7 protein-coding genes and 2 pseudogenes are annotated in these 12,512 nt (G+C 74.2%); 6 read left to right on the forward strand and 3 right to left on the reverse strand.

The genetic code is table 11. From position 1 onward, the window contains the following. Positions 1–33 precede the first annotated feature (33 nt). The 5 genes and pseudogenes from JNW89_RS14035 (at position 34) to JNW89_RS14055 (ending at position 7,041) form a co-directional block, all read left to right on the forward strand. A pseudogene (locus JNW89_RS14035) lies at positions 34–1,841 on the forward strand (AMP-dependent synthetase/ligase). 14 nt (positions 1,842–1,855) lie between these two features. Then, on the forward strand, positions 1,856–3,547 hold the full coding sequence (locus tag JNW89_RS14040; protein ID WP_238449273.1) for a GAF domain-containing sensor histidine kinase: 1,692 nt from the start codon (positions 1,856–1,858) through the stop codon (positions 3,545–3,547). Positions 3,548–3,554: 7 nt separating this feature from the next. Next, positions 3,555–4,223 carry a response regulator transcription factor gene (locus tag JNW89_RS14045; protein WP_007072219.1) on the forward strand — a complete coding sequence of 223 codons (669 nt, stop codon included), beginning with the start codon at positions 3,555–3,557 and terminating at the stop codon, positions 4,221–4,223. 213 nt (positions 4,224–4,436) lie between these two features. Beyond that, positions 4,437–5,249, forward strand: coding sequence for an SAM-dependent methyltransferase (locus JNW89_RS14050; protein ID WP_179801083.1), 813 nt, complete (start codon positions 4,437–4,439; stop codon positions 5,247–5,249). A gap of 88 nt (positions 5,250–5,337) precedes the next feature. Further along, entirely contained in the window at positions 5,338–7,041 is a 1,704-nt protein-coding gene (locus JNW89_RS14055; protein WP_238449277.1) for a bifunctional diguanylate cyclase/phosphodiesterase, read from the forward strand. Here JNW89_RS14055 and JNW89_RS14060 read toward each other — a convergent pair. After that, positions 7,030–7,743, reverse strand: a complete 714-nt coding sequence (locus tag JNW89_RS14060; protein WP_238449274.1) for a response regulator transcription factor — start codon at positions 7,741–7,743, stop codon at positions 7,030–7,032. The two genes, JNW89_RS14055 and JNW89_RS14060, sit on opposite strands and share 12 nt — an antisense overlap. Then, positions 7,695–8,999: a sensor histidine kinase gene (locus tag JNW89_RS14065; RefSeq protein WP_238449275.1), complete on the reverse strand. Its 1,305-nt coding sequence runs from the start codon at positions 8,997–8,999 to the stop codon at positions 7,695–7,697. The genes JNW89_RS14060 and JNW89_RS14065 overlap by 49 nt, the downstream gene beginning before the upstream one ends. A 142-nt stretch (positions 9,000–9,141) precedes the next feature. Here JNW89_RS14065 and JNW89_RS14070 point away from each other — a divergent pair, with 142 nt between their 5' ends. Next, positions 9,142–11,259, forward strand: coding sequence for an MMPL family transporter (locus tag JNW89_RS14070; RefSeq protein ID WP_238449276.1), 2,118 nt, complete (start codon positions 9,142–9,144; stop codon positions 11,257–11,259). A gap of 446 nt (positions 11,260–11,705) precedes the next feature. Here the strand turns inward: JNW89_RS14070 and JNW89_RS14075 are convergent. Next, positions 11,706–12,512 (reverse strand): annotated as a pseudogene (locus JNW89_RS14075) (glycosyltransferase family 4 protein); the annotation flags it as partial.

A 12,512-nucleotide genomic window follows, 5' to 3' on the forward strand; every position in this document is an offset into this window, starting at 1 on the left:
CGGCCCGGCCAGTGCGAGCACGAGGGAGTGCAGGTGCGCGAGTTCTCCGTCCCGCCGATCGTCACCATCGGCGACGCGGCCAACCTGACCGACCCGGTCTGGGACAACGCCGAGGCCGCGCCGGACGCGGTCCAGTTCGTCCGGCCCGCCGCCCGCGCCGAGGGTGCCGCCCAGGTGGACGTGACCTGCCGGCAGTTCCGCGACGAGGTCGTCGCCGTGGCCCGCGGCCTGGTCGGCTCCGGCATCAACCCGGGCGACCGGGTCGCGCTGATGAGCCGCACCCGCTACGAGTGGACCCTGCTCGACTACGCCATCTGGGCGGCCGGCGCGGTCACCGTGCCGATCTATGAGACCTCCAGCGCCGAGCAGGCCGCCTGGATCCTCGCCGACTCCGGCGCGGTCGCCGTCGTGGTGGAGTCCAACGCGCACGCCACCCTGGTCGCCGGCGTCCGCGACCGGCTGCCCGAGCTGCGCCAGGTCTGGCAGCTCGAGCTGGGCGGGGTGGACGAGATCGTCGCGGCCGGCGCGTCGGTCGAGCCGGAGGAGGTCGAGCGGCGCCGCAAGGCTGTCCACTCCGCCGACGTCGCCACGATCATCTACACCAGCGGCACCACCGGCCGGCCCAAGGGCTGCGTGCTGACCCACCGCAACATGTACGCCGACATCGCCAACGCCGTGCCGGTGCTGCCGAACCTGTTCCGGCCCGGCGCGTCCACCCTGCTCTTCCTCCCGCTGGCGCACGCCTTCGCCCGGCTCATCCAGATCGGCGTGGTGCAGGCCCGGGCCACCATGGCGTACTGCCCCGACACCAAGGACCTGGTCGCCGAGCTCCAGGCGTTCAAGCCGACCTTCGTGCTCTCCGTGCCCCGGGTCTTCGAGAAGGTCTACAACGGCGCCCGGCAGAAGGCCGAGGCGGACGGCAAGGGCAAGATCTTCGACCGGGCCGAGCGGGTGGCCATCGCCTACAGCGAGGCGCTGGAGACCCCCGACGGCCCCGGCCTGACCCTGCGCGCCCAGCACGCGCTCTTCGACAAGCTGGTCTACCGCAAGCTGCGCGCCGCGCTGGGCGGCCGCTGCCGGGACGCGATCTCCGGTGGCGCCCCGCTCGCGCCCGGCTCGGGCACTTCTTCCGCGGCATCGGGGTGACCATCTGCGAGGGCTACGGCCTGACCGAGACCTCTCCCGCCGCCGCCGCGAACCTGCCCACCGCCACCCGGGTCGGCACGGTCGGCCGGCCGCTGCCCGGCGTCACCATCCGGATCGACGACGACGGCGAGATCCTGATCTCCGGCGACCTGGTCTTCCAGGGCTACTGGCGGAACGAGGCGGCGACCGCCGAGGCGATCACCGCCGACGGCTGGTTCCGCACCGGCGACCTGGGTCAGATCGACGGCGACGGGTTCGTCAGCATCACCGGCCGCAAGAAGGAGATCATCGTGACGGCGGGCGGCAAGAACGTCGCCCCGGCCGTGCTGGAGGACCAGGTGCGGGCGCACCCGCTGGTCAGCCAGTGCCTGGTGGTCGGCGACCGGCAGCCGTTCATCGCCGCGCTGGTCACCGTCGACGAGGAGGCCCTGCCCAAGTGGCTGGCCTCGCACGGCCTGCCGGAGGACACGCGGGTCGAGGAGCTGCTCGACCACGAGGAGCTGCTGGTCGAGATCCAGGGCGCGGTCGACGTGGCCAACCAGGCGGTCTCCAAGGCCGAGGCGATCAAGGTCTTCCGGATCCTGCCCCGGGACTTCACCGAGGCCACCGGCGAACTGACCCCGTCGCTCAAGGTCAAGCGGCAGGTCGTGCACAAGACGTACGCGTCCGAGATCGCCGAGATCTACCGGAGCTGACTACCATCCGTCACGTGCCCGCCTCCACACCCGTCCGGCCCCAGCCGCATCCCCTCGCCGCCGCGGCGCGCGGGGTCATGCTCGTCCTGGTCGGCGTCCTGACCCTGATCGCCACCCGCGACCCCGCCCAGCTCTGGTGGATCGCCCTGCTGGCGGCCGCCGGGCTGCCGGCGGTGCTCGCCCCCGAGCACCGGCTGCTCGGCCCGCTCAGCCGGGTCGCCGAGGCGGTGGTGCTGGGACTGGCCGCCAGCCAGGTCGCCGTCGAGTCCGCCCTCGGCGGATCGGTCGGTGGACTCGGCGCCTCGGCGGTGCTGCCCTACCTGGCGGTGCCGGTGACGGTGACCGCGCTGCGTCGCCGCTTCCGCGAGGGAGCGGCGCTGCTCGGCGTCGCCGCGGCGACCCTGCTGATCGCCGGGGCATTCACCGAGGTGGACGGCGGGCGGCAGCTCGGCCAGCCCGGCTACCTGGCGGTCTGCGCGCAGTGGCTGATCCTGGCCGGGCTCGGCCTCTACGCGGCCGGCACGCTGCACCAGGTGATGCGGGTCCGGGGCGAGGGCAAGCCCCAGCCGTACGCGGAGGCGACCCGGCTGCTGACCCAGCTACGCACGGTCGCCCGGCAGCTGCCCGGCGCGACCCTGGACCCGGGCGGCATCTCCGAGCACCTGCTGGAGGAGCTGCGCGGCGTCGCGCCCAACAACCGGGCCGCGGTGCTCTCGGCCAGCGGCGGCGGCCGGCTCGTGGTGCTCGCCCAGGTCGGGGTGGACCGGGTGGACTGGGAGACGACGCTCGACGCGGACTCGGCCATCGCCGACGCCTGGGCCAGCCAGCAGCCGCAGACCGCGGCCCGGTCGCAGGCCCGCTCGCACCGGGGCGGGGACGTCTCCGCGCTGATCGTGCCGCTGGTCGCCGGCGTGCGGACGGTCGGGCTGGTGGTGCTGGAGGCGGACGCCGCGCACGCGTACCCGCCGCCGGTGGTGTCCCGGGTGACCGCGCTGACCGGCCCCGCCGCGCTGCGGCTGGAGGCGGCGCTGCTCTTCGACGAGGTGCGCTCGCTGGCCACCAACGAGGAGCGGCAGCGGCTGGCCCGGGAGATCCACGACGGGGTCGCCCAGGAGCTGGTGATGGTCGGCTACGGCATCGACAACGCCCTGGCCACCGTCTACGACGACGCCGACGAGACCGCCGAGGGGCTGCGTACGCTGCGCGGCGAGGTGACCCGGGTGATCACCGAGCTGCGGCTGAGCCTGTTCGAGCTGCGCAGCGAGGTGGACCGGCACGGCGGCCTGGCCGCCGCGATCGCCGAGTACGCGCGTACCGTCGGCGCCTCCGGCGGCCTGCGGGTGCACCTGTCGCTGGACGAGTCCACCGCCCGGCTGCCCGCCGCCACCGAGGCCGAGTTGCTGCGCATCGCGCAGGAGGCGGTCACCAACGCGCGCAAGCACGCGGGGGCCTCGAATCTCTGGGTCACCTGCGAGGTGGACCCCCCGTACGCGCAGATCGAAGTGTCGGATGACGGTCACGGCATCGGTGACCAGCACGCGGACGGGCACTACGGTCTTGCGATCATGGCCGAGAGAGCGGAACGTATCCGGGGCCGGTTGGAGATCAGGCCGCGGCAGCCCAGCGGCACGACCGTGGCGGTGGTGGTCGGTTCCTCGCCCCGGCGCGATAACGTGCGTGGCAGCGCAGCAGCAGAAGGGGAGTAACCCGAGGATGACCACAAGCCCGACACCGGCCACTCGTACCAAGGTCCTCCTTGTCGACGATCACGACCTGATCCGCAAGGGGCTTCGGCACGCCTTCGAGCGCGACCGGCAGTTCGAGGTCGTCGGCGAGGCCGCTACGGCGGCGGAGGGCGTACGCCAGGCTGGCGCGCTGCAGCCGGACGTCGTCATCATGGATCTGCGCCTTCCGGACGGCAGTGGCCTCGAGGCCACCCGGGCCCTGCGCAAGTCCAGCGCGTCGATGGGGATCGTCGTGCTGACCATGTACGCCGGTGACGACCAGCTCTTCGGCGCGCTGGAGGCCGGGGCGAGCGCCTTCGTGCCGAAGACCGCGCCGGCCGACGAGGTGGTGGCCGCCGCCCGGCACGCCGCCTCCTCCCCCAGCGCCTTCACCGCGGCCGACCTGGCCGAGGCGATGAAGCGCCGGCTGGCCCCGTCGGGTCCGCAGCTCTCTCCCCGCGAGGGGCAGGTGCTGCGGCTGCTGGCCGACGGCATGAGCGTGGCCGGCATCGCCAAGCAGCTGTTCGTCAGCGAGTCCACCGCCAAGACCCACATCTCGAAGCTCTACGAGAAGCTGGGTGCGGCCAACCGCGCCCAGGCGCTGATGACGGCGCTGCGGCTGGGCCTGCTCGAGGCCCCGGACGCGCCGAAGTTCTGAGGGCTCCGGCCCATCGTCGAGAGGTCCGCGCCGCCCGCCGGCCGCGGACCTCTCGCCTGTCCGGGCACCGGCCGCGGCAGCGCCGCCAGCGCCGTGAGTGAGCGCGCCGTCGCGCAGTGACCGTGGTCTTTGCACCGGGGCGAAGCGAGGGCAGAATACCCGGGTGGCCCGCGCGGGCGACGATCCTCGCGTTTGTCAACTAAAGGGGTGGGCATGCAGCGGCCGGACTGGGCACCCGACGACATCGACATCGAGCGCCCCAGCGTCGCCCGCATGTACGACTACTACCTCGGCGGCTCGCACAACTTCGCGGCCGACCGGGCGGCGGCCCGGGCGATGATGGAGGCGGTCCCCGAGGCCCCGCTGATGGCCCAGGCGAACCGGGCGTTCATGCGTCGGGCGGTGCAGTACCTGGTCGACTCCGGCGTCCGCCAGTTCCTCGACATCGGCTCGGGCATCCCCACCGTCGGCAACGTGCACGAGATCGCCCAGCGCGCCGCGCCCGACTCCCGGGTGGTCTACGTCGACGTCGACCCGGTGGCGGTGGCCCACAGCCGGGAGATCCTCCAGGGCAACCCCGGCGCCACGGTCGTCCAGGAGGACCTGCGCCGACCGGCCGCGATCCTGAGCCATCCCGAGGTGACCAAGCTGCTCGACCTCTCTCAGCCGGTGGCCGTGCTGATCGTGGCGGTGCTGCACTTCGTCCCGGACGCCGACCGGCCGGAGGAGATCCTGCGGACGCTGCGCGAGACGCTGGCGCCGGGCAGCTACCTGGTGCTGTCGCAGGCCACCGACGAGGACCGGGGCCACACCGGCGAACGGGCCGAGGCCGAGCGGGTCTACCGCCGCACCGACAGCCCGCTGTCGATCCGCAGTCGGGCCGAGCTGACCGCGCTCTTCGACGGCTTCACGCTGCTCGAACCGGGCGTGGTGTGGGTGCCGCAGTGGCGGCCGGAGTCGCCGGAGAGCGCCGAGGACGCCGCGCAGGCGGTCTTCATGGGTGGCGTCGGACGCCTCGGTGGGTGAGACACCGGACCTGCCGGGGCACCAGTCGTGCCCCGGCGCGTTCGCCCGCGCCTGGGCCAAGGCGGTCTCGGGGACCAGCTACCTGCCGATGACCCAGGCGCAGTTGGAGCTGCTGCTGCAACGGCTCACCGAGCGGTTGGCCGGGGCGCTGCGGGCCGAGCCGTTCGACCCGCGCGTCGGGCACCAGGTGGGCGCCGAACTGGTCGCCGCCCACATCGCCTCGGCCGAGGGTCTCGGCCGCACCGTGGAGGTCATCCAGCTCCGCCTGATCCGCGACCTGGGGTTGGTCGCCGACGACGTCGAGGACCGGATGGCCCGGCTGCTGGCCACCGTCGCGACCGGGTACGCCCGGGCGCTGCGCGACCGGACGCTCGACGAGCAGGAGTCGATCCGCCGGGCCGCGATGGTGGCCCGGGCCCAGGCCGAGCGGGCGCTGCGCGACAGCGAGTCCCGCTTCCGCCACCAGGCCACCCACGACCCGCTGACCGACCTGCCCAACCGGGTCCTGTTCACCGAACGGCTCACCGCGGCGATCGGCGCGCCGGGCCGGGGCGCCGACCGGGTGGGCGTCTGCTTCCTCGACCTCGACCGGTTCAAGGTGGTCAACGACTCGCTCGGGCACCAGGTCGGCGACGCCCTGCTGGTGTCGGTGGCGCGGCGGCTGCGCGCGGCGCTCGGCGAGCACCTGCTGGCTCGGCTCGGCGGCGACGAGTTCGTCATCCTGGTCGAGCGCACCGCCCGGGTCGACGACGCGGTCGCGGTCGCCGAGGCGGCGCTGGCCGCGCTCGCCGAGCCGGCCCTGGTCGACGGGCACGAGCTGACCGTCACGGCCAGCATCGGCATCGTGGAACGCCCGGTGGCCGGCACCACCCCCGGCGAGGTGATGCGGGCGGCCGACAGCACCCTGCACTGGGCCAAGGCGGCGGGGGGCGCCCGCTGGTCGGTGTTCGACCCGGACCGGCACCGCGCCGACCTGGCCCGGTACGCCCTCGCCGCGGCGATGCCCGCCGCGATCGACCGGGGCGAGTTCTTCCTCGACTACCAGCCGCTGACCTCGCTGCGCGACGGCACCATGCTCGGCGTGGAGGCGCTGGTCCGCTGGCGCCACCCGGAGCTGGGGGTGCTGCGGCCGGACAGCTTCATCGGGCTGGCCGAGGAGACCGGCCTGATCGTCCGGCTCGGCGGCTGGGTGCTCGCGGAGGCCTGCCGCGAGGCGGAGACCTGGGGCGCCCCGGCCCCCTTCGTCAGCGTCAACCTGGCCGTCCGCCAGGTGCACCGGCCCGGCCTGGTGCAGGAGGTGCGCAGCCTGCTGGCGGCCACCGGCCTGCCGCCGGAACGACTCCAGCTGGAGATCACCGAGAGCACCATGATGAGCACCGCGGAGGAGCCCGTCCGGGCCCTGCGGGTCCTGGCCGACCTCGGCGTACGGATCGCAATCGACGACTTCGGCACCGGCTACTGCAACCTGGCGTACCTGCGGGACCTGCCGGTGACCGAGCTGAAGGTGGCCGGGGAGTTCGTCACCGGGCTGCGCGCGCCGGCGGTCGACCCGGCCAGCCGCACCGACGAGCGGATCCTCGCCTCGCTGGTGTCGCTGGCCCACGCGCTGGACCTGACCGTCACCGCCGAGGGGGTGGAGACGGCCGGACAGGCCGAACGGCTGCGGGCGATCGGCTGCGACGCCGGCCAGGGCTGGTACTTCGGGCGGCCGGGGCCGGCCGAGGGCTGCCTCGGCCGCTCCCCCGCGCTGTCCACCGTGGCCGGCGCCGAGCCGGTCGCCTCAGCCGGGTAGCGACGGCCCGGCGGCGGTACGCCGCGGCGCCCGGCCCGGCACCGGCAGCTGGCTGTCGTCCCCGTTGAGGTACGTCAGCACCGCCAGCACCCGCCGGTTGTCGTCGTCCGACGGCGGCATCCGCAGCTTGCTGAAGATGTTGTTGATGTGCTTGCTGACCGCCTTCTCGGTGACGAAGAGCCGCGCGGCGATCGCCGCGTTGGACCGCCCCTCGGCCATCAGGCCCAGCACCTCGCGCTCACGGGCGGTCAGCTCCTGCAACGGCTCGGCCCCGGACCGGCTGGCCAGCAGCTGGGAGACCACCTCCGGGTCCATCACCGTGCCGCCGCCAGCCACCCGGCGTACCGCGTCGACGAACTGGGCCACGTTGGAGACCCGGTCCTTGAGCAGGTAGCCGACGCCACCGGCGCGGTCGGAGAGCAGCTCCCGGGCGTAGAGCTGCTCGACGTGCTGGGAGAGCACCAGGATCGGCAGGCCGGGGATCTCGGCGCGGGCTTCGATGGCCGCCTGCAACCCCTCGTCGGTGAAGGTCGGTGGGAGGCGCACGTCGAGCACCGCCACGTCCGGGCGGTGGGTGACCAGGGCCGACAGCACCGACGGTCCGTTGTCGACGGCCGCGACCACCTCGAAGCCGAACGCCTCGAGGATGCGGGTCAGCCCGTCCCGGAGGAGGGCGAGGTCTTCGGCGATGACAACTCGCAAGGCAGCTCCATGGTCACGACTGTGGGCCCGCCGGGCGGGCTGGTCACCACCATCGTTCCATCAAAGGCCGCGAGCCGTCGTCCGATCCCGGCCAGTCCGCTGCCCGCCGCCGGGTCGGCGCCGCCCCGGCCGTCGTCACCCACCACCATGGTCAGTCGACCGTCGCCGTAGCTCAGGTGGATCCAGGCGTGCGTGGCGCCGCTGTGCTTGGTGACGTTCGCCAGCCCCTCGGCCACCGCGAAGTACGCCGCGGACTCCACCGGCGCCTCCGGGCGGCCCGGCAGGTCCACCTCGACCGCCACCGGCAGCGGCACGGCCAGCGCGAGCGCCCGGACCGCGCCGTCCAGGCCGCGCTCGGCGAGCACCGGCGGGTGGATGCCGCGCACCAGGCCGCGCAGCTCGACCAGGGCCTGACCGCTGGTCTCCCGCGCCTCGGCCAGCAGCTTCCCGGCGGCGGTCGGGTCCTGCTCCAGCAGTTGCTCGGCCAGGCCGATGCTCATGCTCAGCGCGACCAGCCGGGCCTGCGCGCCGTCGTGCAGGTCCCGCTCGATGCGGCGCAGCTCGGCCGCCTGGGCGTCGACGGTGTCGGCCCGGGTGACGGTGAGCTGGCGGACCCGCAGCGCCAGCTCCGCCGCCCGGGTGGGGGCCAGGAAGAGCCGGGCGAAGCGCAGGTGCAGCCAGACCAGCCAGGGGGCGACGGCCAGGCCGCCGAGCAGCAGCAGCCAACCCTGCGGCAGCGCGGCCAGCGCCTCGGCCAGGTTGGTCATCGGCCAGAACAGGCCGTACCCGTAGGAGTCGGCGAAGAGGTAGAGCAGCAGCGGCACCCCGAGCGAGCCCTCCAGCCCGTACAGCGGCAGGACGAACCCGAGCAGGCACGCCCCGCCGGTGATCGCGCCGGGGACCAGCCAGGCGAAGTCCCGCCAGGTGGCCGGGTCACCCACCACCCACCGGAAGCGGCGCCAGGTGCCGAACTGCGCCCCCTCCGGCAGCGGCCGGTACGGCGTCGCGATGGGTACGCCGCCCCACCGGGCCAGCCGGCGCTGCAACCCGGTCGACAGCCGCACCAACGCCGTCACCATCGGGAACAGCGCGAAGCCGATGCCGAAGGCGGGAATGAGCAGCAGCGACACCAGCGACAGCACGAACAGCGCGACATTGGTGGTCAGGGAGAGCACGGTGACGGCCAGGCCCTGGAGGGCGGCGGTCGCGCCGGGCCGGACCGTCTGGCGGGCGAACTCTCGTACGGGGCTGTCCACGGGTTCCATTCTCGGGCACGACCGCCCCGGGTTCGGTGGTGCTAGGACCACCGGCGTCGGGGACGTGACACTCCTGTCCGCAGGCCCGCCGGCCAGAAGGATCGAAGGCAGGAAGCGAACCCGATCCTCGGAGGAACCCGACATGTCCCGGCAAAGACTGGCCGGTCTGCCGTCCGGCCGACGCAGCAAGTACGCCCTGATCGTCTTCTGGCTGGTCCTCGTCGCGGTGGCCGGCCCGCTCTCCATCAAGCTGAGCGAGGTGCAGAACAACGACACGCTCGGCCTGCTGCCCGCCAGCGTGGAGAGCAGCCGGGCCGTGGAGCGGGCCGAGGCGGCCTTCCCCGACTCGAAGAAGCCCGTGGCGATCGCCGTCTACGTCCGCGACAGCGGCCTCACCGACGCCGACCGCGCCAAGGCCGACGCCGACCGCGCCATCTTCGTCCGGTACGCCGACGGCGGCGCGGTGTCGCCTCCGGTGCCCAGCGAGGACGGGAAGGCGCTGCTGGTGTCCTTCCCGGTAGCCGGTGACGACACCCAGCGCCCGGAGGCGGTGACCGACGTCAAGGAGCGCCTCGCCCTCGACCAGCCAGCCGGGCTGCGCACCGCGCTGACCGGCGACGCGGCGGCCGAGAGCGACGTCCTCGACGCCTTCGGCGGGATGGACACCACCCTGCTGCTGGCGACCGCGGCCACTGTCGCGGTGCTGCTGCTGGTCACCTACCGCAGCCCGGTGCTCTGGCTGATCCCGCTGATCACCGTCGGCATCGCCAACCAGTTCGCCGGCGGCATCGTGTACCTGATGGCGAAGTACGGCGGGGTGACCGTCGACTTCCAGAGCCAGACCATCCTGACGGTGCTCGTCTTCGGCGTCGGCGTGGACTACGCCCTGCTGCTGATCGCCCGGTACCGCGAGGAGCTGCGCCGGCACGCCGACCGGCACGAGGCGATGCGGGTGGCGCTGCGCCGGTCGTTCGGCGCGATCTGCGCCTCGGCGGCGACCGTCGCGATCGGACTGCTCTGCCTGCTCGCCGCCGACCTGCCGTCCACCCGTGGCCTGGGTCCGGTCGGCGCGGTCGGCATCGGCGCCGCCCTGCTCGCGATGACCACCCTGCTGCCGGCGGTGCTCGTCCTGTGCGGCCGGTGGCTTTTCTGGCCGTTCGTGCCGCGCTACACGCCGACCGCCGTCAGCGCCGACGTCACCGCCGACCACGGGATCTGGCGCCGGATCGCGGGGCTGGTCGGGGGTCGTCCCCGCGCGGTCTGGATCGGCACCGCGGCGGCGCTCGTCGCGCTGACCTTCGGCATCGGCAACCTCAGCATCGGCCTGCCCAACGAGGAGTCCTTCACCTCCGAGGTCGGCTCGGTGACCGGCCAGCGGCTGATCGCCGCGCACTACCCGAGCGGTTCCGCGTCGCCGGCGGAGATCCTGGCCACCGCCGGTGCGGCCGACCAGGTGATCGCCGCCGCCCGGGCGGTGCCCGGCGTCGCCCGGGTCGACGAGCCGGAGCGCTCGCCGGACGGCGCCTGGGTACGGGTCCCCGCGGTGCTGGCCGACACGCCGGACAGCGACGCCGCCATGGCGACCGTGCAGCGGCTCCGCACGGCGGTGCACGAGGTGCCCGGCGCCCAGGCGCTGGTCGGCGGCAGGACTGCGGTGCTGGTGGACGAGGAGCGCATCGTCGGCCGCGACAACCGGGTGGTCATCCCGCTGATCCTCGCCGTCGTCCTCGTCATCCTGGTGCTCCTGCTGCGGGCGCTGGTCGCGCCGCTGCTGCTGATGGTCAGCGTGGTGCTGTCGTACGCCGCCGCGATGGGGGCCGCCGGCTTCGTCCTGGACGCGCTGGGCTACACCAAGCTCTTCGTCGGCATCCCGCTGCAGGCGTTCCTGTTCCTCGTCGCCCTCGGCGTCGACTACACGATCTTCCTGATGACACGGGCCCGGGAGGAGGCGGCGCAGCTGGGCCACCGGCCGGGCGTCCTGCGGGCGCTGACCGTCACCGGCGGCGTCATCACCAGCGCGGGGGTCGTGCTCGCGGCCACGTTCGGCGCGCTGGGCGTGCTGCCGCTGGTGCCGTCGATGCAGACCGGGGTGATCGTGGCCGTCGGCATCCTGCTCGACACGCTACTGGTCCGCAGCCTGCTCATCCCGGCGCTGGCACTCGACCTGGGCGCCCGCACCTGGTGGCCGGGGAAGCTGTCCCAGCGGACCGCCGCGACCGCCCCGGCCGCCCCGGCCGAGCGGGTCCCCGCCGGGGCCTGACCGACATTGCACCTCCGCCGGACCGGGCGGGCCGGGCTTCACCGCCCGGTCCGCCCGTTCGTTTGCGTCCGGACTCCGGCACCGCGACGGCCGTGTGTGGCCTGCCCGCCGCCCCGGCACCGCACCGCCCCCGCAACCCTGCACGCGGACGGCCCGGGACGGGCTGGCCCGCTTCGGGCCGCCGGGGACTCCGGCACCGCAACGCCCCGAGTGACCCGCGCGGGAGAGCCCCAACCGCTCCCCGAGCCGCCACGCGCGCGTCTTTCCGGCCGGCATCACCGGATCGAGCGTGATACCTCAGAGTCATATTGATGCCTCTGAGGTATCACGCTCGCGGCGGTGTCATGCCTCGGACCGGCGTAACCGGAGCACGCACGACCAGATCGGGCGCGACCGTAGCCGGCACGACGGGAGCCAGCACAACCCGGCGTCGATGGCGCCGGTTGTCAGCCGGCGAGCAGGGCGGCCATCCGCTGCGCCTGGGTCTCCCAGCGCCACTCCCGCTCCACCCAGGCCCGGCCGGCCGCCCCGAGCTGCCGAGCCAGGTCCCGGTCGGCGAGCAGGGTGGCCACCCGATCGGCGAGCTGGGCCACGTCCCGGCCGCGCACCACGTACCCGGTCTCCCCCTCGCGGACCGCGTCCGGCGCGCCGCCGGAGTCGCCGGCGACCACCGGCAGGCCGGTCGCGGAGGCCTCCAGGTAGACGATGCCGAGCCCTTCGACATCCAGGCCGCGGTTGCGGGTGCGGCAGGGCATCGCGTAGACGTCACCGGCGGCGTAGTGCGCGGGCAGCTCGGCGGCGGGCACCGAGCCGGTGAAGACCACGTCGCGCTCCACGCCGGTGTGCCGGGCCAGCTTCTCCAGCGCCGCCCGGTACGGCCCGCCGCCGACCACCAGCAGCGCCGCGTCCGGCACCCGGCGGCGGATCTCCGGCATGGCCCGGATCAGCATCGTCCTGCCCCTTGCGAGGCACCAGCCGGGACACGCACACCACCACCGGCCGTCGGCCAGGCCCAGCCGGACGCGGACCGGCTCGCCGTCGACGGTCGGTGGTAGGTGTCCACGTCGACGCCGGGCGCCAGCCGGTGCAGGTCGGTCACCCCGTGCAGCGCCCGTTCGAGCCGTACCCGGGTGTAGTCGCCGAGGTAGGTGACCACGTCGGTGCCGCGGCCGATCCGGCGCAGCGCGGCCCGGGCGGCGGGGAGCGCCGCCCAGCCGACCTCGTGGCCGTGGGTCTGCGCGACCACCCGGCGG

It is taken from the genome of Micromonospora sp. 4G55 (genome assembly GCF_016803375.1).